The sequence below is a fragment of the Candidatus Desulfosporosinus nitrosoreducens genome, assembly GCF_030954495.1.
Classification (GTDB): domain Bacteria; phylum Bacillota; class Desulfitobacteriia; order Desulfitobacteriales; family Desulfitobacteriaceae; genus Desulfosporosinus; species Desulfosporosinus nitrosoreducens.
The window spans coordinates 65630-90849 of sequence record NZ_JAVHUW010000065.1; the positions used below are offsets into that span (position 1 = coordinate 65630).

The window sequence follows — 25220 nt, forward strand, 5'->3', positions numbered from 1 at the left end:
TTCTATCTCCTAGCGGCCGGCTAACATCCCTTTTTGAGTGAGTTCTTTAATCACATTTTCGACGATGCTTTGAATTTGGCCGTTTTCTGCTGCTTTTTCAGCATTTATGGAGCTAGCAGGCGCAACTTCGGATAAATTCAATACTTTGGCTGCATTCTTGTACATAACTTTTTCGAGCACATCGGGTTTGAAAGGCAGCTTTTTATAGTTCTTTAGGGCCACTTTGAAGTCCACAAAAGGATGGGCGCTCGCATAGAGGACTTTATCGCTGATAATAGTATTGGCCGCCTGAACGTAGGCTTCTGCTTGAGGAAAGAATTCGTATTCGGATAATTCGAGGTACACATTGGCATTGCGCTGGGCAATTGCAATCATCTCATTGACCCAAGGATAGCCACCGTGACTAATAATGATTTTCAACTCCGGAAAATCTCTGGCCACAAAGTCGATATACCGGGGTGCGACATGGTCAATCACGGCATTCGGTACTAAAGTTCCAGGTCCGGTTGCAATAACGACTGGGATATTTAATTCACAGCACTTAGAATAGATGGGGTAGTATTTGGCATCGTTAACATAAATTTGAGCAAGATAAGGATCAATCGCCGCGCCTTTTAATCCTTGTTCGTTAATGGCGATTTTGATTTCTTCAATGGCCTTCATTCCCTTATGAGGATCGAGGCCGGCGAAACCAATAAATTTATTGGGGAATTCTTTAACAAATTCGATAACACTTTTGTTGTTTGATTTGGCACCGTAAGTTGTTTCGCAATCCCTGCCTGTAATAACGGCTTTAACAACGTTATACTTGTCAAGCTCCTTAACAACTTCAGCAACGGTTTGGGGCAGCATTTTGGAAAAATCGATGGAAGCGCAAAGCCCCTTGAACGCAGGGTTGTTAGCGATACTGGATAATGTGTCTTCAGTATTGGGTCTAAACCTAAAATCAATGATGTTCATTAATATTCTCCTTTGCTAAATCAAACTATGATTTATAGCATTTTTTGTTAAACTAAGGCAGTTGCAAAATTCATACCAATTAAAGCTATGCATACTATTGATATTTTCTATAGTAATATGTTAGAGTTGTTGTAGAATTGCAACAACTTAGAGAAGTGTGAGGTCTAACAAAAGCAAAACTATCTAAAATTCGGGGTTTATAGCCGTTTTGCATATTGGAAACTTTGTTGCGATGGGGCAACAGTCGTGATGGGGGAGTGCGCAGTGGATAAATTTAGCCAAAGACCCGATGTGGGTAAGCTACACGAGGGAATTCTGGATGTATTGAGTGATGGAATTTATGTTAGTGATGCTAAGGGCAAGACGCTGGCAGTCAATCATATGTACGAGCAGCTTACAGGGTTAAAAAAAGAAGAAATAACAGGCAAATTAGTTACTGATCTGCGAAATCAAGGAAACTTTGATGTGGTCTTAAATCCGGAAGTCGTCAAAACGGGCCAGAAGCAAACCTCCGTTCAAGTGACCAAAGAAGGAAGACGGGTGATCCTCAATGCCTGTCCTGTGTTTGATGAATCTGGTAAGGTAGCCTTAGTCGTAACGTTTGTCAGAGATATCACCTTATTGACTCAACTTAAAGATCAAATTGCGAACCAACAAGAAATAATTGATAAATTTCGGGAAGTCCAAATTCGAAATAAAACAAAAATGCAAAAAGGTACCGTTATTTTTGCAAGCAAAGAAATAAATGAATTAATTAACTTGTTGGAAAAGGTAGCTAAAACCGATGCCACGGTATTGTTGCTTGGAGAAACAGGAGTGGGTAAGGATGTTTTCTCTAAGCTGATTCATGAACGGAGTTTAAGGCATAATGAGCCTTTTTTTAAAGTAGATTGTTCAACGATTCCGGAAAATCTTATTGAATCGGAACTGTTTGGGTATGAAGCGGGGGCTTTTTCAGGAGCTAATACAAAAGGCAAACCGGGACTCCTTGAAATGGCTGATAAAGGGACGTTGTTCTTGGATGAGATTGGAGAGCTCCCCTTGTTGATGCAGTCCAAATTACTTCGCGCTCTTCAGGATCAGGAAATTATTCGTGTGGGGTCAACAAAAGTCAGGAAATTTAATGTTCGTTTTATTGCAGCAACTAACCGAAATTTAGAAGAAGAGGTTAAGAGTGGCCGTTTCCGGAGTGATTTATTCTATCGGCTACGGGTTGCTGTTCTACAGATACCCCCTTTAAGGGAAAGACGAGAGGATATCCTAGCCTTAACCAGCTACTTTTTTGAAAAATATAATACGAAATACAGAAAAGACGTTACTTATACTCAAGAAGTTTGCAAGGCTTTTCAGAATTACAGATGGCCGGGTAACGTGAGGGAGATGGACAATTTTATTCAAAGCCTCATTGTTACCCGGGATAAGGAGGTTCTCAATGCCTCGGACTTGCCTCCTTATATGCATTTTGATGCTATCGAAATGGATCGCCTAAGTTTAAACAATGAAACTAAATCCTTAGATGAGTTGATGGCTGATTACGAGAAAAAATTACTCAAGCAGGCTTTGGATACTTATGGATCAATAGCGAAGGTTGCGAAGTTTTTTAGAGTGGACCGGACCACAATCTTTCGAAAGGCTAAAAAGTACTCACTTTTAGAATAAATTGTTGCAATCGAACAACAGGCGTTGCGTAACCGCAACGCCTGTTTTAGGCTAAAAATGGAAAATTAAGCATGAAACAAGCAATTCTGTTGCGAAATTGCACTAGAATTCATTGAAGGCCATATTGTCTTGCACTATATTGCACTATCCTTGCTAATCTAGGCATAATCATGTTGGCACGGCTTTTGCAATACAAAATGTAAACGTAAAATTAGCTTTTTACTATTAAGGAAAGAGAATTAGAGCGACTACTTTTAATATCGGCTGAACTGGGGGTGAGTTTTTAAAAGCCAGTAGTTTTGCTGCGAAACTACTTTTTCCAAACTTGACTAGGTGAATTAATAAAGATTTATAGGATACTATTACAATTTTTGATTATTTACGCTCCAGAGTTTCCAAGTGTAAAGGAGAAGAAAGCGAGGCAAAAATGCCGTTCTTGAAGATGTAGCACTCCTATACTGGCAACATTCTTGCAAGCAGGGGAGTGAGGTAAATGTTGAAAAATAATTTGGAGTGGTCGCTAAGCAAATTATTTCAAGCTGTTTTTTGCTTGCCCTTAAGTTTCCAATTGATCCGCAAAGGCAAGCAAGCATATAAAGATAAGTTTCCGGAATTTGAAAGGAGGAACTAACTAATATGACTACGACGTGTTGTTGTTTATCCCCTCATGAACAACGAATTCAAGAGGAACAATTGGGCAAGAAGAATTTCGCAGGCCGCGAAAGAGTTTTTGAAATTCTGACGAGTTTCCAAAACCTGCGCCCTAAAATTGACGTGGAAAGAGGTAAATATTTCACTCAATCCTTTATAGAGACGGAAGGTCAACCTCTGGTGCTAAGATGGGCCAAGGCCCTAAAACACATTGCTGAAAACATCACAGTTTACATTGATGATCATCAGCTTCTAGTCGGAAGAGCGGGCTATCAAGGACGCTATGGGATTCTTTTCCCTGAATTGGACGGGGATTTCCTGGATCTGGCTATTGAACAGCTTCCTAAACGAGTTGAGTCTCCTTTTGACGTCACCCCAGAAGATGCACAGGTTATTATTAAAGAAATTGCGCCGTACTGGAAAGGGAAGACCTTCCATGAAAATTTGGCCAAAGCCCTTCCGAAAGATACTTTTAAATTAACTTATGACCCGGAAAACCCCTTGAATTCAAGATTCCTCGTCAATGAGACAGCGACCTTCCGTTCCTCTATTCAGTGGGTTCATGATTACGAAAAGATACTGAAAAGAGGGTTTAAAGGAATCAAAGAAGAAGCTCAGCAAAAACTTGAAGCCCTTGATCCGATGAGTCCTGTCGATAACATGGAGAAAAAGCCTTTTCTAGAAGCGGTCATTATCACTTGTGACGCTATCGTTCTCTGGGCTAAAAGACATGGGAAGTTAGCCGCTGCGCTGGCTCAAAAAGAAACAGACCCGCAAAGGAAAAAAGAATTACAGGAAATTGCTCAAATATGTGAACATGTTCCTGAAAACCCTGCTCGTGATTTCCGTGAAGCGGTTCAATCTCAGTGGTTTATCCAAATGTTTTCCAGAATTGAGCAAAAAACCGGTACGATTATTTCCAACGGTCGGATGGACCAATATTTGTATCCTTATTATAAGAAGGATCTTGAAGAAGGCCGGATCAACGAAGAGCAAGCGACCGAATTACTCGAATGCATGTGGGTCGCTATGGCGCAGTTCATCGATCTCTATCTTTCTCCAACAGGTGGCGCCTTCAATGAAGGGTATGCCCACTGGGAAGCCGTAACTGTTGGCGGACAAACCCCGGATGGTATAGATGCTACCAATGATCTGACGTATATCTTCTTAAGATCCAAGCAAGAATTCCCTCTTAATTATCCCGACCTCGCTGCCCGGATTCACACCCGTGCTCCGGAACGGTATCTTTATGAAGTGGCGGAAACCATTAAAGAAGGGACAGGTTTCCCCAAACTTATCAACGACGAAGAAGTTGTACCGCTCTTACTTGCTAAGGGCGCCGGTTTTGAAGAAGCTTATGACTATGCGGTATCAGGTTGTGCAGAATGCAGGATGCCGAATCGCGATACTTACACCAGCGGCAACCCGTATGTGAACTTTGCTGCGGCTGTAGAGCTAACTCTTTACAATGGCAAAATGCTCAAATTTGGGGATGATATCCTTGGGCTTCAAACTGGAGATCCCTGCAATTTCAAGACTTGGGATGAGTTCTGGAATGCCTATCTTGCTCAGCAAACGAATTTCCTGAAACACGCTTTCATCCAACAACATATTATTATCAATATGCGGCCCAATCATTTTGCTACTCCGCTCGGTTCTTTGATGCATGACCTTTGCATGGAGAACTGTAAAGACCTGCATACTCCGGTAATTGAGGGCGGAATTGATCTGGGTTACTTCGAATTAATAGGGTATGGTACAGTAGTCGACTCTCTGGCGGCTATTAAAAAACTGGTCTTTGAGGAGAAAAAATTAAGCATGCCCCAACTTATTGCAGCCATGAAGAGCAATTTTGAAAGCTACGAAGTAGTTCGCGAAATGGTCATGAATACACCTAAATATGGCAACAATGATTTTTACGCTGATACAATCGCTAAAGACGTCGACAGAGAAGCCCTAAAATTCACCAAGAAATACTCGAAGGAGATAGGAGTTCATCTGGATCTAAGGCTTGTGCCGTTCACTTCTCACGTTCCTTTCGGCAAAGTTGTCAGCGCTACTCCGAATGGCAGAAAAGCGTGGACTCCTCTTTCCGATGGATCTTCCGCATCCCACGGTGCTGATATCAATGGACCTACGGCTGTTCTCATGTCCAACTTCAACTCCAAGAACTATAACTTCAGAGATCGGGCGGCTAGATTGTTGAACATCAAGTTAAGCTCATCCTGTGTAGCCGGAGAAGAAGGAACTGAGAAATTAGTCTCCTTTATCCGGACTTGGTGCGATTTGAAATTGTGGCATATACAATTCAACATTGTTAACAGAGAAACACTGCTTGCCGCTAAAAAGGACCCTGCAAAATACCGCGGCCTGATCGTGCGGGTCGCCGGATATAGTGCCTACTTTGTCGAGTTGTCCCCTGATTTACAAGATGATATTATCGCTAGAACAGAGCACAGTGCGATCTAATTCAATCCTTGTAAGTCCTGCTTTCCTAAGCAGGACTTACATTCATCGTAGTTAGGAGGCAACTATGGGGGAAACAGTTTTATTTGATAAGAAGAACTATGGATATGTGTTTAATATCCAACACTATTCAGTCCATGATGGTCCGGGGATAAGAACCATCGTTTTCTTAAAGGGATGCCCTTTAAGGTGTAAGTGGTGTAGTAACCCCGAATCTCAGCTGCCGCATCCGGAATTGGGATATAACCCCAACAAGTGTATAGGAATTAATAATTGCTTGAGATGTGCTGAAGTGTGTGTCTATGGAGCAGTTAAGCAAGACCAAGCTGAAAATGAAAAAATTTTAATTGATCGTCAACTTTGCAAGGAATGTTTGCTTTGTACAGAGGCCTGCCCCTCTAAAGCGCTCGAAGTCTTTGGCAAACAAACAAGTATCGAGGATATTATTCAAGCCGTCGAGAAAGACAGTGCTTTTTATTCCCGCTCGGGCGGAGGTTTAACCTTTAGTGGTGGGGAACCTCTAATGCAAGCTGAATTTATCACTGAGGTTTTAAAAGTAGCTCGGCGCAGAAGGATCAATACGGCGATAGAGACTTGCGGTTATGCGGAGTGGCCGCAATTTGCCAAAGTATGTCAACATCTTAATTCATTGATTATGGATATCAAGTGTATTGACTCGGAAAAACACAAGGCGTTTACGGGTGCTTCCAATGAACTCATTTTGAAAAACTTCGCAAATCTATGTGAGGAATTTCCCAACTTGTCGAAGCTCATTCGCACACCTGTGATTCCTGGGTTCAACGATAAGAAAGAGGATATACAGGCTATCGTTGATTTCATAAAAGGCCGCCCTAATGTTCGCTATGAACTTTTGCCCTATCATCGTTTAGGTCAGCAAAAATACACCTACTTAGGTAAAGACTATGCTTTAGATGGCGTGAAGTTAGATGATGAAACGTTCAATCAGCTTAAGGAGATTGCGGACCTTCGTAATTAATTTAGAATCCGCTATTCAATCCGGCGGTATCCTAGTCTGGTCCAGGGAGCCCGCGAGCGCTTTTCGCTGTTGTGAAGAGGTCAGCGGAACCGGTGCAATGGCGATGCTTATTCGGGAATGGTGGGATTGTCTGCTTGTGCATAACGGAAAAAAGGTCCCGGTCTTGGGTTACCTATGATGCTGGTCAACAATATCAGCAATTATCAGACTCCTTGAAGAGAAAGAGGAATTAAAAATTCCTAGAGCAAGATGAGGTTGTAAGGGTTGCTTACAGCCTCATTTTACGTGTGTTTTTTACCGCCATAGGAATATTAAGATTATTTAGTGGTTAAGTAGCACAAGTTTATTCCCGAAAGCTTTTTGTCCGCAAAATGCTTTATAATAGACTAGGGGTTTTTAAATTCCTGAAATCCAAATTTGAAGTGGCTGACCACAGCAAGCAGGCTGGAGGTATCCTAGCCGGATCTGATCAGGAGAAATGGGGTTTAGTATGAAAGTTAAGATCATCTATCGCTGTTCGAATTGTGGCGGCGAGAGTCCAAAGTGGCTGGGAAAATGTCCGACTTGTGAAGAGTGGAATACCTTCGAGGAAGTTGTTAATCGGCCTGTATCTGAAACGTCAAGCGCGAAACGGACGACTTCGGCTAAGAGATTATCCGAGGTTTTATCCGGCAATAGCGACCGAATTGTAACGAAAATCCTGGAATTTAACCGTGTTCTGGGCGGAGGAATTGTTAAGGATTCCGTGATCATTCTGACAGCAAGACCCGGGGCGGGAAAGTCAACCTTACTTTTGCAGGTGGCTGATGATGTAGCCGCACAGGGCTATAAGGTCCTCTATGCTTCCGCGGAGGAAAGCGATACCCAAATCAAGAACAGAGCGGACAGGATTCTAAAGGGAAAGCACAATAACATCTGGATTTATTCGGATACGAGCATGGACCATGTCCTGCAGACGGTCAATGAATTGGACCCGGATTTAATGATCATAGACAGCATCCAAACCTTCACCCTGGAAGAACATCATTCTCGTCCCGGTTCCCCTATTCAGACAATGGGGTGTGCGAATGAACTCCTGAAGGTTGCCAAGAACAACAGCCGCCCCAGGGCAGTGATCATGGTAGGGCAGATGACGAAAGAAGATGAGATAGCCGGGCTGCGGGCCTTGGAGCATCTTGTGGATGCCGTTTTGATTTTAAATGGGGAAAATGGCGAGGAATTGAGGGGGGCTTGGTGTTCGAAGAACCGCTTCGGGAGCACAGGAGAAATTGGTTTTTTCTCTATGACGGAACAAGGAATGTTGTCCATAGATAATCCGTCAGAGTTCTTCATGACGCAAAGGGGAGAGGGGCAGGCGGTTTCCGGCAGCGCCTTGGCTGTTATCAAGGAAGGAACACGGCCAATTATTGTGGAAGTGGAGAGCCTTGTCTCGAAATCCTTTACCCCCTATCCCTCCAGAATTGCGGAATGCTTAAAACGCGATCAATTGAATACCCTCATTTCGATTCTGGAACAGCGGGGGAAGATCAGCCTTTACGATAAAAATGTGGTCATTAAAACGACAGGCGGGCTGCAGCTTAAAGAACAATCCGTCAACTTAGCCATTATTATGTGCATTGTTTCTTCTGTCAGAGATAAAGCTATCCCTAATGATGTCGTATTTGTGGCTGACGTGGGGCTTACCGGGGAACTTAAGAAAGTCCCCTCCATAGAGTCGAGGGTGCGGGAAATCGACCGCATGGGATTTAAGCGCGTCTATGTGGCGCAGAACACTGTGCGGGACCCCGCCAGGTTCAGGAACCTGGAAATCGTTGCGCTTAATACCTTAGCGGATGTTATCAGGCATTTGGATATGAAAGCTCCTCCCAAGGACAGCAACATGCTTATCTAGGTTCTTTAGCAATACTACCGGCATTCGGTTTTTCGGCAGGGCTGACATTTTCATGCGAACTAGGAAAAATTACAATTGAGGAGTTAAATCAGAGTACTGGACAAACTGTAACGCAGGAGTATACTTAAGCTTAAGTGACTTATTCTCAGGGCGGGGTGAGAGTCCCCACCGGCGGTATCCTAGATTGATCTAGGGAGCCCGCGAGCGCTTTTCGCTGTTGCGAAGAGGTCAGCAGAACTGGTGCCAGGCCAGTGCCGACGGTATAGTCCGGATAAAAGAGGATAAGGCAGTCAGCAGGAGAATTAGCGACTAACTCTGGTGAGTTTGAAGATTTTAATAATTAAAGGGCTGTCTGTCTCATTGCCCTGATTCAAGTAAGTCAACTAATTTTTTTAGGGGGCATACTACTTATGAATCAGAATTTACTTGCACGATTTGGAAATCCGCTGGAGAGAGTGGAAAATGCGCTTGCCGCGCTGCGCAACGGTCAGGGAGTTTTAGTCACCGATGATGAGCAAAGAGAAAACGAAGGAGACATTTTTTTTGCCGCTGAAACCTTGACCAAGGAGCAAATGGCGATGCTTATCCGGGAATGTAGTGGGATTGTCTGCTTGTGCTTAACGGAGGAAAGGGTCTCAGCCTTGGGTTTACCCATGATGGTGGCCAACAATACCAGCAGTTATCAGACTCCTTTTACGGTGTCCATTGAAGCTGCGCGAGGTGTGACGACGGGCGTATCGGCGGCTGACCGCGTTACCACCGTGAAAGCTGCTATCGCTGAGGGGGCCTGCCCTGAAGATCTTCGCCTGCCGGGGCACATTTTTCCCTTGAGGGCTAAGCCTTTAGGGGTGCTGGAACGTCCGGGACATACGGAGGCCAATGTTGATTTAATGCGGCTGGCGGGTTTAAAGCCTTATGGCGTATTATGTGAATTGACGAACCCTGACGGTACTATGGCGCGGCTGCCTGAAATTGTGGCTTTTGCCGAAAAACATGGTATGCCTGTGCTTACGGTTGAGGATATTATCAGCTATCGCCAGGCAAAGGAAACGACGAAGGTAAGTTAATTTGTATTTAAATTTGTATTTAAATTTGTATTTAATAGTAACTACTTATGTCCGAATGCCGCTATAGCCGAGAACCATTGCAGAAATAAAATGGGTTGTAACAGTGTGTTGCAACCCATTTTTGAGAGGATATAGCGATAGTCTTTTTTCAGTAGTATTACATTGGAGGACAATAATGCCTGATTGCTACTCGAATTTCAAGGAGTTACAATCACATGAACAAGAAGGACAAGATTATAGGATAAGCTTCAGTGGAGAGTGGCGGCCGGTTTTAATCATCGCTCCGCATGGCGGGAGAATTGAGCCCTATACGACAGAAATCGCCAAATGGATTGCGGGTGAAGAGTTTGCCTGGTACTCTTTCGAGGGTTTGAAAGATGGTGTAGGTAACCGAAAACTCCATATTACCAGTCATAATTTTGATGAGCCCGTTGTGCTGCGCGGTTTGAAAGAAGCTGGCATTGTTTTGACCGTTCACGGACTGAAAGATTCCAGCGAAGAATTCCTCATGATTGGCGGACTGGATTCGGCATTTGGTTTAGAGTTAAGTAGTGCTCTCCAAGTGCAGGGATTTAGTGTTAAACAAAGTGAGCCAAGATATCAGGGCATACGAACAACGAATATTTGCAATTGTGGGCGTACGGGTAAAGGGGTTCAGCTGGAAATTAGCTTTGCCCTCAGAAAACGGGTTTTCGAGGATATTGCCTACCGAACTCGGTTCGTTGATACGATTAGAGCGCTTATTAAACAACGATTATTAAATGTCGTAGATTAGGCGGCAGTGAAAAGCTGAATCATAGTTTTCCAAAATAGCCTGTAAAGCAGACAGCTAAAAGCCTGCTTTATGGGCTATCTTTTTTCTGTGCACTTCAAAACATAGGCCACGCTTTAGTTATGATGGGGTAGCCTTTTGTCCCTGGTTAATATACCAGTAAATTCTAAAATGGCTCTTTCGTACATATGCATTTGATGATAGTATAGGATAAGGAGATGATAATGATGGAAGGAGGAATGTAACGCCTTGTGTCCACTTTGTCAGCATAGATACTGTTGGTCATCAGGATTCGGAATGAGGAAACGATTGATAAACAGTTTCTTCTAAAACTTTCGGAGGCGGCTTTATGATGCCTGAAATTATCGCCGCTATACATGCAAGTCATAAAGTTGATACATATCTGGATTTGGGCTTTCAATAGATACAGTACATTAATTAGGAGGAGAAATAAATGGATAACAGAGAACTATGGACGGCTTTAGGTATGGATTTGGAGAAACATGATGATTTTTTAGCCCCTGTACCGGCAATTTTTACGAGTCTGTTTTTAGATAGGCCTAATCGTCCCAAAGCGATGGGATATTTTGATGCTGTCGTCGGAGATGTTCATGGAATTCGTGTGCACGAGCTTTATGCCAAGAAACAAGCAGGCGCAAAGGTGTTTTCGACCTTCTGCGTCTACGTTCCGGAGGAAATCGTTGTTGCTACAGGAAGTGCGAGTATCGGCTTATGTGCCGGAGCTCAATATACCGTTTCTTCAGGGGAAAAAGTCTTGCCCCGAAACCTATGTCCTTTGATTAAATCAACGATGGGGTTTAAATTAGATCGAATTTGTCCCTATTTCCAAGTTTCTGATTGGGTCATCGGCGAGACGACTTGCGATGGCAAGAAAAAGGCTTGGGAAATTCTTAATGAATATATCCCGACTTATGTCATGGAGCTCCCCCAAAAGAAAGATGTCAAAGACGCTCGCCTCTGGGAGGATGAAGTGCGTGAATTTGCTTCCTTTATCGAACGCGAGACCCAGGTGAATTTGACTGCCGAGAATCTTGCTCAGGGAATTCAGACGATCAACAATAAACGTCAAGCGCTGCAAAGATTAGCAAATTTGAGAAAACATTCCCCGGCGCCGATTCACGGCTTGGATGTTTTGTTAATTAATCAACTATCATTCTTCGATGACCCGGTCCGCTTTGCTGCTCAGGTTAATGCTCTATGCGATGAGCTCGATGAGCGGGTGAAAGCAGGAATTGGCGTTGTACCTGCCGATGCCCCGAGGATTTTGATCACGGGAACCCCGCAGCCTCTTCCGGCTTGGAAGCTTCATGCTTTGATCGAACAAACTGGAGCGGTTGTTGTCGGGGAGGAAACCTGTACAGGTGAGCGCTACTATAAGGATGTTACGGAACCCGCGGACAATGTAGCAGATATGCTTGCCAATATTGCCAAGCGTCCCTTAAAGGTGAATTGCGCCTGTTTCACGCCGAACCAAGGGCGCCTGGAAGATATCACTTACATGGCTGAAAATTTGAAAGCCGACGCCGTGATTGATTTTTCCCTTCAGTTCTGCCAGCCTTACGGTGTAGAGAGCTATTTTGTAGGCAAAGAAATGGAGAAGAAATCAATTCCTTTCTTGAGGTTAGAAAGTGATTTTTCCGAAGAAGATCAAGGTCAACTCTTAACCCGGATCGAAGCTTTAATTGAGATGATTCGAGCATGAAGCAGGCTGGGCTAGATCTCGGCTCTGTGAATACAAAGTTAGTCATCTTAGAGAATGGAGAACGGGTACACAGTCAGGTCATACCTTCTCGCTTTGATTCAGTGCAAGCCGGGGTTACTCTGCTTAAGTCCTATGTCGAAAAACATGGAGAAAAACCTGAAAGACTCGTGGTTACCGGGTATGGACGGGTGAACTTTCCTGAAGGAAGGGTTATTACAGAAATCTCTTGTCAGGGCAGAGGGTGCCATGCTTTTTTCCCGAATCAAGCCTTTATTCTTGACTTAGGGGGACAAGACGCGAAAGTGATTCGTAAAAATACTGACGGCAAGGTCGTTCAGTTTATTATGAATGACAAGTGTGCCGCGGGAACCGGGCGCTTTTTAGATGTTATTTTGAAGGGGTTAGATCTAACGGCAGAAGAGCTGGCTTCCGCAGCAGATGCTAAACCGATGCCTATTAATTCCATGTGTACGGTGTTTGCGGAATCAGAAGTGATTACAATGCTGGCTAAAGGGATTCCCAAGCCCGAAGTGATAGCCGGTCTATTCAAAAGCACGGCCAAGCGTCTTGCCAATTTTGTGGAGTCTGTGGGACATCCGGAATCGTTAATCTTCACCGGAGGCGGAGCCCATTATACTCTTTTAGTTCATTTCCTGGAACAGGAATTAAAGGGGAAGGTTGTGATTCCTCCGGAACCGGAATTAACCGCAGCTTTAGGCGCCGCTTTACTTGCATAAAGTTGGGAATAGCACTTGCTCCATTAGCAAGTGCTATTCTAGTACTCGAATTACTCATAGACAAACATCAGAGGGAACATGATGGAAAGCATTGCCTGCCAGCACGTTTTAATTAACGCTCTGGCTTTTCTATACCGACCTGAAGGCAACTGTGCGTTACATACTTTCGTGGAATCAGTGCTATTAAGGTGGCTTTAATCACTGACTGTCAATACCGAAGACCATAACTTCGGGCGCAGCTGCGGTTTTAATGGACCTGTTTATATGGATATAGTTTCTATTTCCAGGTGTGGGCGGAATGACTTGAAAAATAGATTTGCACTAATATATAATTATAAGATAATAAATAATCATAATTTATTTATTATGTGATTGTCCGATTCCATAATCTTAGGCAGTTAATCTTGAGGGGGGATCGAATTGAACTATCAATTATTGAAAAGTGCCTCACAAGAAACCAGGGATGACTATTTAAGACAGGAACTTGGAGTGGATAAGTGCGAAATATTGGACAAGTATCAGTTAAAATCTAATGCCAACCTTTACTGGGAACATCACCATGAGCACCATCCTGTGCAGGAATACTTCAGCCATAAATTTGCCAAAAAGGCATCGCCTTTGGGAATGATCTTTCACATCTATAAGCTTTGCTATGCCAAGGTTAAGTACTTTGACCAGAATTGGGAGGATTTCACCCCGTGTGTCTACAATTGGCAAAGCGGCTTATTTGAAGAAACCAGATTATCAAATATGGAGTTTATCAAACACTCGTGTTCTGGAATTATTCTGGATTTAAGAAATCTAGCTAGAATTAATCGATATGAAGATTTTCTGGAATTGTGCCGTTACCTCGAAGGTCTGAAGGCTGAGCATTCCGTAGTTAAAAAAGCTAAGTGCGGATAGATATCAGGTTATAATATGTGATGGTTTATCAAAAGCCAAATACTACTTAGGAGCTAACAAAATGGAAAAGGTCAGAGTCAGATTTGCTCCGAGTCCTACGGGATATTTGCATATTGGAGGAGCAAGGACAGCGCTGTTTAACTGGTTGTTTGCTAAGAACCAAAATGGGAAACTAATTCTCCGTATTGAGGACACGGATACGGAACGACTTAAAGAAGATTCTGTGAGCCAAATCCTTAGTAGCCTGAGATGGTTAGGGATTGATTGGGATGAAGGACCGGAAAAGGGCGGTGATTTTGGTCCTTATTTTCAGTCTCAACGGCAGGAATTTTACACTAAGGCTGCTCAAAGATTAATACAAGAAAACAAAGCATATCATTGTTTTTGCAGTGCCGAGGAAATCGAACAAGAACGCCGGAAGCAACGACAAGCGGGCACACCTTTTCGCTATCAAGGGAAATGCAGGGACTTATCTCCGGAGGAAGTTCAAAGCCGGCTTAAGCAAGGGGTCCCCTCAGTCATCCGAATGAAGGTTCCGACCGCGGGTCAAGTTGTTATTGAAGATGTTATCAGAGGAACAGTAAGTTTTGAAGCCGGGCAATTCGATGATTTTATTATCATGAAATCCAATGGAACTCCGGCCTATAATTTTGCTTGTGTCGTTGATGACAAGGCAATGGAAATAAGCCATGTTATTCGAGCTGAGGAGCATTTATCCAATACCCCCAAACAGTGGCTTATTTATCAGGCACTGGGCTACGAGATCCCAATATTTGCTCATTTATCCATGATTTTAGCACCAGACCGCAGTAAGTTAAGCAAGAGGCACGGTGCAACCGCAGTGGGTGAATTCCAGGAAATGGGTTGTCTTCCTGAAGCCTTAGTTAACTATTTGACTCTTCTGGGGTGGTCACCGTCAGGGGAACAAGGTGAACTAATTTCTCCGGTTCAAACGATTCCTTCCTTTGCGCTCGAAAAGGTCTCAAAAACCGCTGCTGTATATGATGTTCAAAAGCTGATCTGGTTGAATGGGCAATATATGACAGCCGCTGATGCAGATAGCCTTACATCACGAGCTCTACCGTTTTTTATCAAAGCAGGTTTAATCAACGCTTTAGAAGCGAAAGAAAAGCGGGAGTACATTCGTGATGTGGTAAATGTGGTCAAAGAAAAGGTGAGAACCTTGGAAGAATTGGCCGAAGCGAGCCGCTGTTTTTTTCAAGACGTTGCGGACTATGAAGAAAAGGGTATTGAGAAATACTTTATAAAACAAGAAGGCGTAGGAGCCTTGCTCTCCAAAGGCAGGGAATGCTTAATAGCTTTGGATTGCTTTGATGTGGAAAACGTTGAAAGAGCCTATCGTCAGTTAATGGATGAACTTAAAATTAAAGGCGGAATTATCATTCATCCTACAAGGTTGGCGTTAACCGGTCGTACCGTTAGCCCCGGCCTGTTTGAGGTAATGGCTCTATTAGGGAAAGAAAAATGTTTAGAACGTTTAGATAAGGCTATTGTATTTATTAATGAAAAATTAAAAAGTGATTAGAAAGTTCAAAAGAGAAAATGCATTGGGCTCAAAATTGGGGATTTGGACTTATGCTGGGTCTAGCGACTTGATAAAATTAATTGAAACGAAATGTAAAAAATGGTAAGATACTAATTATTTTACTGGATATTATGTGATGGTTGTGCGTGAAATCAATATAAGCAAGTTTGCTCATAGAAATTCTGCAATTGTTCCATCATCGATTAGCTAAAGTGCAAACAGCATCGATGGCTAGTTGCGTTTCTTCCCGTGTGTTGAAATGCGAGAAAGAAAACCGGATGGAGCCGGATAGGCTGAGTCTATCATGGATCAATGGTGCACAATGTGTTCCCGCGCGTACTGCGATACCATACTTCTCAAAAAGTAAACCGGCGGCCTGAGCAGAATCATACCCCTCGATATTGAGAGAGACTACAGGTGTACGGAGGGGTGCAGCCAAATCGCCATAGAGCGTGACGCCGGGAATATCTGCCAGGGAATGTGCAAATAGGCGTGCTAAGGTATCGGCCTGATTGTGGATTGCCGATAATCCGGTAGATTGTATATATTGTACGCCAGCCAGCAATCCGGCGATCCCGTGTGCATTTTGCGTACCGGCTTCCAGCGCATCGGGCAATTGCTGAGGATGTTTGAGGTCGAAAGAATGATGGCCGCTTCCTCCAACATAGAGAGATTCGGGCATATAATCGGGTCCTAAACAGAGCCCGCCGGTGCCTTGCGGTCCGAAGAGTGATTTATGACCTGTGAAGCATAGTGCCGATATGTTTTTCATATCGATAGGCAAAAGTCCGGCGCTTTGTGAGGCGTCTACAATGAAGTGCAAGCCCTGAGCTGCACATAGTTTACCGACAGACTGTATATCGAATACGTTGCCTGTGACATTGGAAGCATGCGTAAGTACCACAGCCTCGGTATCCGGTTGGATGGCGGAAGAAATAGCTTCTGTCGAAACACATCCTAAGGCGTCACAAGGAACAATGGTATAATTCCCATGCCTGTATACGGGCCGCAATACAGAGTTATGTTCTACGGAGGTCGTGACGATATGGCCTTTGATTCCGGCAATGGCGATGTTTAAGGCGAGAGTGGCATTGAGGGTGAATACAACGCGCATAGGGTCGGCACTAAGCCCAAAAAGCGAAGCCAGGGCTATCCGTGCCTCCATCAACATACGGAGGGCGTCAAGTGCCGGCGTGTGTGTTCCGCGTGAAGCGTTGCCAAACGTATCCATAGCCCGCAAAACAGCCTCTTTAACGCAATCGGGCTTTTTGAGAGTTGTAGCGGCGTTGTCCAGATAAATCATTGTTTTCTCCAATCTGCATGTAATAGTTTTATTAAGTATAATGCAAATACTTATGTTAAGGAAGGGATTCTCATGATGAGTTTATTGTCGAACTGTACGTCGGGTGGCTGCGGAGCCAAGATTGGTCCGGGCGAGTTATCCAAAGTATTGTCCGGTATGCCTGCTTTTTGTGACCCAAAGCTGTTGGTTGGCTTTGATGCGTCGGATGATGCTGCCGTTTATCAAATTGATCAGAATACTGCCATTGTTTCAACAATAGATTTTTTTTCGCCGATGGTGAATGATGCCCGCTTATTTGGCCGCATTGCAGCAGCTAATGCCTTGAGCGATGTTTACGCCATGGGAGGTGCGCCGCTTTTTGCCCTCAATCTTGTTTGCTATCCCGAGAGTATGGAATTAGACGCTTTGGCTGAAATATTATCAGGCGGCGCGGAAAAGATCCAGGAGGCGGGGGCGGTACTTTGCGGCGGCCATTCCATCTATGACAAAGAGCCAAAATATGGCCTGGCAGTCACCGGACGTCTCGACCCGAAACGAATCTGGCGCAATAATACGCCGGACCCGGGGGACCGGTTGATTCTTACAAAACCACTTGGTGTTGGTATTGTCATGGCTGCGCTGCGCGGAGAAATAGCGGATGAGCAAGCTGTTCAGGCAGCAATTTCTTCTATGCAGCGGCTTAATAAATACGCGGCCGAGAAAATGCACGGCTTTCCGATCAGCGCTTGTACAGATATCACCGGTTTCGGACTGCTGGCCCACGCAAGGGAAATGGCAGGGGATGCCACATCGCTGGTAGTATATAGCTCGGAGTTGCCGTATATTCCTCAGGCTTATACCTATGCCGGGGATTATCTGTTAACAGCGGCCGCACAGCGCAACCGCAATCATATGCAGGGCTTCGTGGAGTTTGGGGACACACCGTTTGCCTTGCAGGAATTGATGCTGGACCCGCAGACCTCCGGAGGATTGCTTCTCAGTGCTCCGCAGTCTTGTGCCCAAGAGTTGTTAAATGCTATTCAGGAAGTGGAACCACAGGCTAAAATAGTGGGAGAAGTAATCGTGCCGCAAGGTTTACCAATCTTATTACGATAAGGAGGAATAATTATGCTTAACATTGATTGTACCGGACAGGTCTGCCCTATACCGGTCATACGAGCGAAAAAAGCGCTGGAGGGGATGGGGGAAGCAGGTGGCGTGGTGGCTGTTTTAGTAGATAACGACATTGCGCGGCAAAATCTGCAAAAGATGGCGACAGGTTTGGGTTATCAAAGTGAATATGTGCAAAAAGAAAACGGCATTATCGAGGTTACTATCGCTGCAGGTGAAGGTTGTGCTGTGGACAGCTGCTCGACAGGTGAAGATTCCGGGCTCGTCGTCGCCATAGGCCGGAATACCATGGGGGAGGGCAGTCAGGAGCTGGGTCAAATACTGATCAAAGGTTTCATCTATGCATTGAAAGAGCTTACTCCGCCGCCCACGCATGTTTTGTTTTTTAATTCGGGCTCATTCCTTACCAGCAGTGATTCTAATAGCTTGGAAGACCTGCGCGCTCTGGAAGCGGCGGGAACGGTTATTCTGACCTGCGGCACCTGTACTAATTATTACGAAATTACGGAGAAGCTTGGGGTTGGAGAGATCACCAATATGTACGGTATTGTCACGGCTATGGCTGAGGCGAAGAGACTCATCAATATTTAGGGGGCTTTTTGTGTCTTATATTCTTACGTTTGCCAACACACATGCGGCTATTTTTGCCGAAAAGGCGCTCTTGCAGGCTGGATATCAGGTAGGGGTAATGCCGTTGCCGTCCAGCATCAAAGCCGGATGCGGCATCGCGCTTCGAGTAGCTGATTATATTGCCTCAAATGCGCTTTTGCAGGAGAATAACCTAGTCGTTGCAGCTGTCTATGAAGTATCGGCAAATGAACATGGTACTATTTACAACGAGGTAGTGCTTTAGATATTTTCCTGAACATCCGGTTATTCGGCGGCGAAGAGATGCTTGAACTCATGGATAGCCCTTAATAGGTTAAGAAAAAATTTTAAAAGTGACTAGCATATAAGTTATAAATAGACTATAATAGAGGACGTGACATAACTCAAATCAAATGGTCACACATACTGTTTTAGTGATGACAACGAATCATAAAGCAGTCGCGTTCCGGGATTGTGTAGTGGTAGCACGTGTGACTCTGAATCACATAGCCTAGGTTCGAATCCTAGTCCCGGAGCCAATTCCTGGCCCCATAGTCAAGAGGCCCAAGACGCTGCCCTCTCAAGGCGGAAACACGGGTTCGAATCCCGTTGGGGCTACCAAATTCCGCGCCACTAGCTCAGCTGGTAGAGCATCCGACTCTTAATCGGCAGGTCCCTGGTTCGAATCCTGGGTGGCGCACCATAGAACTGTTGAGGTAATGGAAAATTTTAAGAAAACATAAGTTGGTGTAATACTTGTAGAGCGTCTTCCTTTCGTATGTTAAGTGGAAAGAAGATGCCTTATTTTATAATTTACAAAGATTGCCTGAAACAAAAAGTGTATTTGAGAATAATTATGATATTATGATATGAGAAATAAGTTTTAAAAGGAGAGACATAGATGGTAACTATTACTGAACTCGCAGCCCGGAAAGTCAAGGAAGTTTTAGCGGAACAGAATAAGGAGAATTCTCTACTTCGTCTTTATCTTGTTGGGGTAGGTTGCGGGGGACCGAATTTTGGGATGGCTTTGGATGATGCCAAAACGGAGGACGATATCCTTGAGGAGGAATATGGTATTTCGATTCTCATAGACAAAAAACTCTCAAACTATTTAGAAGGAGCCACTATTGATTATATCGAGTCTGCTAATGGCGGAGGTTTTGAAATACGTACGCCAAAGGCCGCCAATGGAGGAGGCTGTGGCGGAGATTGTTGCAGTGGCTGCGGAGGCAGTTGCTAATAGAGACCTTACGAGAGCTCGGGCGATGTTCGAGCTCTTTTATCTTTTTCAGTCAGGTTTAAGCCAAGGCTTAATCCCGCTAGCTGAGGGGCCGTTTCAATTAACCTGCTCAAAAGGTTTGAAAGGCTTACTGTTTACTGCTAAAATCAAATTGGGAGGTGGGCTGAACGATGAGCGAAGAAAGTCAGATGTATCAATGTCAAATGCAAAGCTGCGGATATATCTACAATCCTGAAAAAGGCTGCAAAAAGAGTAAAGTACCGAAAGGTGTTCCCTTTGAGGAGCTGCCCGATACCTGGAGATGTCCCTTATGCGGGGCCAGCAAGAAAGCCTTTAAACCCGTTTAACTGGGACATTTTAGGGGTGTACCAAAAACCAAAAGAATGAGTGTTTATCCTTTGATCCGCTGACTAAGATTCGGATGGAGTTAAAACTCCACCTGAATCGAGTCTTCTTTATAAGGAATAAGTACTCATTCTTTAACATTTACGAGGAAAGTTTTAGATGCTTTCGGAAGTTCTGATTTCTGCGGCTGGGCCTTTAAAGCGAACCAAAAATCTAGTGCCGGAAGCCGAGGAGGTGACTTCAATTTTAGCGTTGTGTCTTTCGGCAATAGTGAAGCAGGTTGAAAGGCCAAGACCGGTACCCCCTTCCTTAGTTGTCAGAAAAGGGGTGCCTATGCGTTCCAGGATTTCTTGGCTGATTCCGGAGCCTTGATCTTGGACGGCAAGCACGACGCTGTCGGCATCCCGATAAGTCTTTATAGTCAATGTTCCTTTGGGCTGCATTGCTTCAAGGCCGTTTCTGGTGAGGTTGAGGACAAGTTGTCTCATTTCCCGTTCGTTCAGGGATAATTCGGGAACCTCTTTTGTCTCCAGGACCACCTGTTTGTCTTGGTTTGTCGCATCTGCCATGACCAGAGGGTATAAAGAATCTACCAGGTTATGGAGTTTTACTTGTGTAAATAATTTATTGCTCGCTTTAGCGACGGATAAGAATTCCGTAAGGATACTGTTTGCCCGGTCCAGTTCACTAATCATTAGATCATAGTACTCAGCATTTTCAGGGATCGTGTTTTTATTTTTCAAAATCTGTAGAAAGCCACGCACTGTTGTCATCGGATTTCGCACTTCATGGGCGATGCTTGCTGCCAATTCTCCGACAAGATTTAGTCTGTCTAAGTGGGCTATTTCCTCTTCAGCAAGCTTGCGTTTCGTTATATCCAGAAGCTGCATAAGAAATAAGGGTGTTCCATCGAGATCGTCAAAAGGATGCTGAAATACTTCATAAATTGTGTCTTTAATGACACATTGCCATTGATTGGAGATATTGGAAGCTAAGCTTAATTGACAGTAGCTGCAGGGCTCTTCTTTGTTAAAGAGTATTTCGAAACACTTTCGGTTGTCCGGCTCGCCATGGGTTTCCCTAAAGGTGTGGTTGGCAAAAACGACTTTTCCTTCATGGGTGCGGAGATAAACTAAACCGGGAAGTCCATTTAAAATAGCATAAAGCCGTTTTTGTTCATCTTCCAGAGACTTTTCTAATTTTTTTTGTTCTGAAATATCCCTGAAGTAAATCGAAAGACCTTCCGGAGAGGGATAGACATTAACCCTTACCCATCCACTGGTTAGAAGTGAGAACGCCTCAAAGCAAACGTGTTTTTGACTGAACTTTGCTTCCGAAAACTTCAAAAAATAAAAGTCATCAGTCTCCGGGAATACATCCCAATAGAATTTACCCAGAGTTTCCTGTTTCTTAACTTCAAAGAAAAGTTGGGCGGATGAGGCGTTAACATAGATAAACTTCCATTCGTTATCTAAGACATAAAAGTAATCTGAAATATTATGAAAGACGTTGTGAAGCTTGATATCCGGCTTTTCCGGGTCGTCTTCTTTTAGCGTTCCTGTTCCGTTCTTTGCCATTTTACCGGCAATGGCATAGAATACATTCTCCTGAACCAAAGGTATCAGCATCCATGAAAACCGTTGATAGGAACCATCGGGAAGCCGGTAACGATTTTCAAATCCCTGGATACGCTGACCGCTAATCACAGCGTTGACTGCTTGCATGGTAAGTTCGAGATCATCCGGATGAACATAGCGCCGGATAATCTCCTGAGCCGTTTGACCTATGAAACTATCTTGGGTATCACCCAAGAGGGCAGGCAAAACTGAGTTGATGTACTGAATTCTTCCGTCTAAAGAATTAATGCTAAATACATAATCAAAATTGCTAAAAACGCGTTTTAGCATATTAAGTTCTTCTTGTGAAGTAATTCTGATGCTTTTAGCAAATGTAATCTCGTTTTTGGCACCCATCATTGTATCAACTGCCCCTGCTTTATATTTATCTGAGTTCTTTCTACAAATTCCTGCAAAAACCTCTTTCTTGCTTCATAATTTTAGAGGCAAACTTGAAAGAGCGAGGAGGGTGACAACGCTGCGGCATTTTAGGATTTCCTTGGTGCGTACAGATGCCGGTTAACCTTTGTGAGTTGCGCTAATGATCAGAGCTTGAATCCTGAAAGTTCATCTCGGTACAATTGCTGTAAGTGCCGTTAAGATAATATCAATCATCAATTATTCCTATAAGTCCAATCCCTTGCTAAACTTTTCAAGGTTTAAAAGATTAGCTGCAAATAAAATCGAAGATGCTCGAAAAATATCAAGTATACTTTTTCTGCATTTTTGCCTAAATACCTCTTGGGGAAATAGTTATATTATTTTTCAGCAGCAAACGCTCGAAAGAAGGCCATTTCTTAAAATTGAGCATTCAAAATCATAATTACTACAGATAAGATTGGCTCTTATAAAATAAATGTAATTGACCAGAAATAAGAGATGTGATAAGATGATTGATATTTACCATAGACATTTCGATGGAATTGGTAAGAGGTTAATTTAATAGGCTATCGCTTAATTCTATTTAGAAGCGGGGGAACCATTTTCTGGGGTGAATCTTTCACAGTCAATTATGTGAAAGTAGGGTTACTTTCGACCCGAATCCGTCAGCTAACTTCGTAAGCGTAGAAAGAGAGGAAAACAAGCATTGCTCTTTAGCTTGCTTTGTTATTTCTTGACTTTTTCGTTAGCTGATCCCAGACATTTGTCTGGGGTTTTATTTTTTTGAGGGAGGAATGGACTATGCAGACTTACCAAATTGAACAGTTTGACGAGAAAATGTTTGACGACTTAAGCAATGCTGCTAAAAAAAGCAGTTACGTTAACCCTGAATTATACAGCAAATATCAAGTAAAACGAGGACTTAGGGATTTAGACGGGAGAGGCGTACTTGTTGGTTTAACTGAAATCGGCGAGGTGCATTCCTATATTCTTGATGAGGGTGAGATCGTCCAAGTTCCGGGACGCTTGATTTATCGGGGTTATGATATTGTGGATCTGGTCAAAGGCTTTATGAAGGATGACCGTTTTGGCTTTGAAGAGTGTGTCTATTTATTGCTCTTTGGACATCTTCCTAACGGGAAAGCTCTGAAAGAATTTGAACAATTACTGGCAGGTTACCAGAAGCTTCCTGAAGATTTTGCCCGTGATGTTATTCTTAAGGCTCCCAGCAAAGATATTATGAATACTTTGGCAAGAAGTGTTTTGGCCTTATACTCTTTTGACGATAATGCGGACGATACTTCCATCAATAACGTTTTAAAACAATGCTTGCGTTTAACAGCGTGTTTTCCGTCGCTGGCGGTCTACGGCTATCAGGCCTTATCCCATTATCATGGAAATCAAAGTCTCTATATTCACAGCCCCCGGCCGGAATTAAGTACGGCGGAAAATATCCTCTCAATGTTGAGGCCGGACAGCAAATACTCAAAGCTTGAGGCTAGGCTGCTTGATCTGGCCTTAGTGCTTCATGCTGAACACGGAGGAGGCAACAATTCGACCTTCGTGACTCACGTCGTGACTTCGACGGGCACGGACACTTATTCAGCAATGTCCGCGGCTATAGGCGCCCTCAAAGGGCCGCGGCACGGGGGGGCCAATATTAAGGTTGTCCAGATGTTTGAAGATATCAAAGAGCAATTAAAAGATTGGAACGATGACGAAGAAATAGAAAATTATCTGAGCCGGATTCTGACGAAAGATGCCTTTGACCGCTCAGGCTTGATTTACGGAATTGGTCATGCCGTTTACTCAATTTCCGACCCAAGGGCGGTTATTCTTAAAGACTATGTTGCTCAGCTGGCCCGGGAAAAGGGACTTGAGGATGAATTTAAACTATACGCAGCAGTCGAAAGGCTTGCTCCTCAAGTGATTTCGCAGTCCAATAAAATGTATAAAGGTGTTAGCGCCAACATCGACTTCTTTTCCGGTTTTGTTTACAGAATGCTGAATATACCGGTTGAAATGTTTACGCCTATGTTTGCCATTGCCCGAATCGCAGGCTGGAGTGCTCATCGTATTGAGGAAATCGTCAATGCCGGAAAAATTATCAGACCGGCTTATAAAAGTGTCGCGCCCAGGCAAACTTATATTAATCTGACAGAGAGAACATAACGCTTGTTATTAAAGCTGAATAAAGAAGACTTGATTCGGGTGGAGTTTTAACTCCACCTGAATCTTAGCCGCTCTTAACTTACCGCTTGCAGAAGCGGGAGTCTTAGAGTGGATTAGTCATTGGATAAATTAACCTCGCCAATACTCTTTACATTGACGTTGCGTAAAGGTATATAGTGATCTTGTCAGGAGGTGAGCAACATGGAGTATACCGTGCAGAGGCTGGCTCAAATCGCGGGTGTAAGTACCAGGACTTTGAGGTATTACGATGAGATTGGAATTCTTAAGCCGGCAAGAATCAACTCGTCGGGGTACCGCATTTACGGGCAGTTTGAAGTCGATCGGCTGCAACAGATTCTCTTTTATCGTGAGTTGGATTTAAGCCTTGATAAAATTAAGGAGATTGTGACATCGCCTTCCTTTGATGGAGCCGAAGCCCTGAGGGAACACCGTGTGAAGCTTCTTGAAAAACGGGGGCAATTGGATTTGCTGATTTCTAATGTCGATAAATCAATTGCTTTAAAAGAGGGGAAGATCACTATGATGGACCAAGAGAAATTCGCAGGCTTTAAACAAAAGTTAATTGCTGATAATGAAGCTCAATACGGCCGGGAAATACGTGAAAAGTATGGGGAAGAAGCGGTTAATAAGTCTAACCAAAAAGTGAAAGGCATGTCCCAGGAAGACTATGATAAGATAACAAGGCTGGGTACTGAACTGAAAGAAACCCTTTACGCGGCTTTCCAAACAGGCGATCCTGCCGGGGAATTAGCTCAAAAAGCGGCCGATTTGCATCGTCAGTGGTTGTCCTTTTATTGGGACAGCTACACTAAGGAAGCGCATGTTGGGGTTACTCAGATGTATGTCGATGACGAACGCTTCACAGTCTATTACGATGAAAAACAGCCGGGTACGGCGGCTTTCCTGAGAGATGCCGTTCTTATTTATACAGGAGCTTAATTTAAGAAGTACAAGTGTAACAAAGGCACCGGTTTAACAAACCGGTGCCTTTGTTACGCTATCTGGCTGAGTGAAGGGAGATGGGAGAACTATCCGATCCGAGCGGTTCCTGGTTATCCTTTAATGATGG

General features: G+C 43.8%; 20 protein-coding genes, 3 tRNA genes and 2 riboswitches. Of the genes, 20 read left to right on the plus strand and 3 right to left on the minus strand.

Annotation, left to right across the window (positions count from 1 at the left end):
- Positions 1–9: 9 nt before the first annotated feature.
- Complete coding sequence (locus REC12_RS16700) at positions 10–960, minus strand: amidohydrolase family protein (RefSeq protein ID WP_308896430.1); 951 nt, start codon at positions 958–960, stop codon at positions 10–12.
- A gap of 264 nt (positions 961–1224) precedes the next feature.
- Here REC12_RS16700 and REC12_RS16705 point away from each other — a divergent pair, with 264 nt between their 5' ends.
- The 10 genes from REC12_RS16705 (at position 1225) to gltX (ending at position 15372) form a co-directional block, all read left to right on the plus strand.
- Entirely contained in the window at positions 1225–2619 is a 1395-nt protein-coding gene (locus tag REC12_RS16705; RefSeq protein WP_308896433.1) for a sigma-54 interaction domain-containing protein, read from the plus strand.
- A gap of 636 nt (positions 2620–3255) precedes the next feature.
- Positions 3256–5739 (plus strand): (2S)-3-sulfopropanediol dehydratase, encoded by a 2484-nt coding sequence (hpsG, locus tag REC12_RS16710; RefSeq protein WP_308896434.1) that lies wholly within the window; start codon positions 3256–3258, stop codon positions 5737–5739.
- 64 nt (positions 5740–5803) lie between these two features.
- Complete coding sequence (gene hpsH, locus REC12_RS16715; protein WP_308896436.1) at positions 5804–6733, plus strand: (2S)-3-sulfopropanediol dehydratase activating enzyme; 930 nt, start codon at positions 5804–5806, stop codon at positions 6731–6733.
- Positions 6734–7223: 490 nt separating this feature from the next.
- Entirely contained in the window at positions 7224–8624 is a 1401-nt protein-coding gene (radA, locus tag REC12_RS16720; protein WP_308896438.1) for a DNA repair protein RadA, read from the plus strand.
- Positions 8625–8761: 137 nt separating this feature from the next.
- Positions 8762–8911, plus strand: a riboswitch (FMN riboswitch).
- A 123-nt stretch (positions 8912–9034) separates the two neighbouring features.
- Positions 9035–9691 (plus strand): 3,4-dihydroxy-2-butanone-4-phosphate synthase, encoded by a 657-nt coding sequence (ribB, locus tag REC12_RS16725; protein WP_308896439.1) that lies wholly within the window; start codon positions 9035–9037, stop codon positions 9689–9691.
- A gap of 175 nt (positions 9692–9866) precedes the next feature.
- Positions 9867–10466, plus strand: coding sequence for a poly-gamma-glutamate hydrolase family protein (locus tag REC12_RS16730; RefSeq protein ID WP_308896441.1), 600 nt, complete (start codon positions 9867–9869; stop codon positions 10464–10466).
- Between the two features lie 451 nt (positions 10467–10917).
- Complete coding sequence (locus REC12_RS16735) at positions 10918–12186, plus strand: double-cubane-cluster-containing anaerobic reductase (RefSeq protein WP_308896443.1); 1269 nt, start codon at positions 10918–10920, stop codon at positions 12184–12186.
- Positions 12183–12923, plus strand: a complete 741-nt coding sequence (locus REC12_RS16740) for an acyl-CoA dehydratase activase (protein ID WP_308896445.1) — start codon at positions 12183–12185, stop codon at positions 12921–12923. Before REC12_RS16735 ends, REC12_RS16740 begins: the two co-directional genes overlap by 4 nt.
- A gap of 420 nt (positions 12924–13343) precedes the next feature.
- The gene (locus REC12_RS16745; protein WP_308896447.1) at positions 13344–13826 is read left to right on the plus strand and encodes a hypothetical protein; all 483 of its coding nucleotides are present in this window, start codon (positions 13344–13346) and stop codon (positions 13824–13826) included.
- A gap of 61 nt (positions 13827–13887) precedes the next feature.
- Positions 13888–15372, plus strand: a complete 1485-nt coding sequence (gene gltX, locus REC12_RS16750) for a glutamate--tRNA ligase (protein ID WP_308896449.1) — start codon at positions 13888–13890, stop codon at positions 15370–15372.
- Positions 15373–15568: 196 nt separating this feature from the next.
- On the opposite strand, the gene REC12_RS16755 is transcribed toward gltX, so the two are convergent.
- Complete coding sequence (locus REC12_RS16755; RefSeq protein WP_308896450.1) at positions 15569–16675, minus strand: aminotransferase class V-fold PLP-dependent enzyme; 1107 nt, start codon at positions 16673–16675, stop codon at positions 15569–15571.
- A gap of 72 nt (positions 16676–16747) precedes the next feature.
- Here REC12_RS16755 and selD point away from each other — a divergent pair, with 72 nt between their 5' ends.
- The 8 genes from selD to REC12_RS16795 all read left to right on the plus strand — a co-directional run bounded on the left by selD (position 16748) and on the right by REC12_RS16795 (position 19963).
- Positions 16748–17770 carry a selenide, water dikinase SelD gene (gene selD / locus REC12_RS16760; RefSeq protein ID WP_308896452.1) on the plus strand — a complete coding sequence of 341 codons (1023 nt, stop codon included), beginning with the start codon at positions 16748–16750 and terminating at the stop codon, positions 17768–17770.
- Positions 17771–17782: 12 nt separating this feature from the next.
- Entirely contained in the window at positions 17783–18376 is a 594-nt protein-coding gene (gene yedF, locus REC12_RS16765; RefSeq protein WP_308896453.1) for a sulfurtransferase-like selenium metabolism protein YedF, read from the plus strand.
- Positions 18377–18386: 10 nt separating this feature from the next.
- Positions 18387–18638 (plus strand): putative Se/S carrier protein, encoded by a 252-nt coding sequence (locus REC12_RS16770; RefSeq protein ID WP_308896457.1) that lies wholly within the window; start codon positions 18387–18389, stop codon positions 18636–18638.
- 200 nt (positions 18639–18838) lie between these two features.
- Positions 18839–18912: transfer RNA gene (locus REC12_RS16775), tRNA-Gln, on the plus strand.
- Positions 18913–18918: 6 nt separating this feature from the next.
- Positions 18919–18994, plus strand: a tRNA-Glu gene (locus REC12_RS16780).
- A gap of 6 nt (positions 18995–19000) precedes the next feature.
- A tRNA-Lys gene (locus REC12_RS16785) sits at positions 19001–19076 on the plus strand.
- Between the two features lie 198 nt (positions 19077–19274).
- On the plus strand, positions 19275–19616 hold the full coding sequence (locus tag REC12_RS16790; RefSeq protein WP_308896458.1) for a HesB/IscA family protein: 342 nt from the start codon (positions 19275–19277) through the stop codon (positions 19614–19616).
- 170 nt (positions 19617–19786) lie between these two features.
- Complete coding sequence (locus REC12_RS16795; RefSeq protein WP_308896459.1) at positions 19787–19963, plus strand: rubredoxin; 177 nt, start codon at positions 19787–19789, stop codon at positions 19961–19963.
- A 153-nt stretch (positions 19964–20116) separates the two neighbouring features.
- Here the strand turns inward: REC12_RS16795 and REC12_RS16800 are convergent, their stop codons facing one another.
- Positions 20117–21937, minus strand: a complete 1821-nt coding sequence (locus REC12_RS16800) for an ATP-binding protein (protein ID WP_308896461.1) — start codon at positions 21935–21937, stop codon at positions 20117–20119.
- 581 nt (positions 21938–22518) lie between these two features.
- Positions 22519–22658, plus strand: a riboswitch (cyclic di-AMP (ydaO/yuaA leader).
- Positions 22659–22759: 101 nt separating this feature from the next.
- Between REC12_RS16800 and REC12_RS16805 the strand changes: the two genes are divergently transcribed.
- Positions 22760–24130, plus strand: a complete 1371-nt coding sequence (locus tag REC12_RS16805) for a citrate/2-methylcitrate synthase (RefSeq protein ID WP_308896462.1) — start codon at positions 22760–22762, stop codon at positions 24128–24130.
- Positions 24131–24331: 201 nt separating this feature from the next.
- Positions 24332–25090 carry a MerR family transcriptional regulator gene (locus REC12_RS16810; protein ID WP_308896463.1) on the plus strand — a complete coding sequence of 253 codons (759 nt, stop codon included), beginning with the start codon at positions 24332–24334 and terminating at the stop codon, positions 25088–25090.
- Positions 25091–25220 lie beyond the last annotated feature (130 nt).

Coding starts and splice junctions, on each gene's coding strand:
- REC12_RS16700 (WP_308896430.1), bottom strand. CDS start 960: ATGAACATCATTGATTTTAGGTTTAGACCCAATACTGAAGACACATTA.
- hpsG (WP_308896434.1), top strand. CDS start 3,256: ATGACTACGACGTGTTGTTGTTTATCCCCTCATGAACAACGAATTCAA.
- hpsH (WP_308896436.1), top strand. CDS start 5,804: ATGGGGGAAACAGTTTTATTTGATAAGAAGAACTATGGATATGTGTTT.
- radA (WP_308896438.1), top strand. CDS start 7,224: ATGAAAGTTAAGATCATCTATCGCTGTTCGAATTGTGGCGGCGAGAGT.
- ribB (WP_308896439.1), top strand. CDS start 9,035: ATGAATCAGAATTTACTTGCACGATTTGGAAATCCGCTGGAGAGAGTG.
- REC12_RS16730 (WP_308896441.1), top strand. CDS start 9,867: ATGCCTGATTGCTACTCGAATTTCAAGGAGTTACAATCACATGAACAA.
- REC12_RS16735 (WP_308896443.1), top strand. CDS start 10,918: ATGGATAACAGAGAACTATGGACGGCTTTAGGTATGGATTTGGAGAAA.
- REC12_RS16740 (WP_308896445.1), top strand. CDS start 12,183: ATGAAGCAGGCTGGGCTAGATCTCGGCTCTGTGAATACAAAGTTAGTC.
- gltX (WP_308896449.1), top strand. CDS start 13,888: ATGGAAAAGGTCAGAGTCAGATTTGCTCCGAGTCCTACGGGATATTTG.
- REC12_RS16755 (WP_308896450.1), bottom strand. CDS start 16,675: ATGATTTATCTGGACAACGCCGCTACAACTCTCAAAAAGCCCGATTGC.
- selD (WP_308896452.1), top strand. CDS start 16,748: ATGATGAGTTTATTGTCGAACTGTACGTCGGGTGGCTGCGGAGCCAAG.
- yedF (WP_308896453.1), top strand. CDS start 17,783: ATGCTTAACATTGATTGTACCGGACAGGTCTGCCCTATACCGGTCATA.
- REC12_RS16790 (WP_308896458.1), top strand. CDS start 19,275: ATGGTAACTATTACTGAACTCGCAGCCCGGAAAGTCAAGGAAGTTTTA.
- REC12_RS16795 (WP_308896459.1), top strand. CDS start 19,787: ATGAGCGAAGAAAGTCAGATGTATCAATGTCAAATGCAAAGCTGCGGA.
- REC12_RS16800 (WP_308896461.1), bottom strand. CDS start 21,937: ATGATGGGTGCCAAAAACGAGATTACATTTGCTAAAAGCATCAGAATT.
- REC12_RS16805 (WP_308896462.1), top strand. CDS start 22,760: ATGCAGACTTACCAAATTGAACAGTTTGACGAGAAAATGTTTGACGAC.
- REC12_RS16810 (WP_308896463.1), top strand. CDS start 24,332: ATGGAGTATACCGTGCAGAGGCTGGCTCAAATCGCGGGTGTAAGTACC.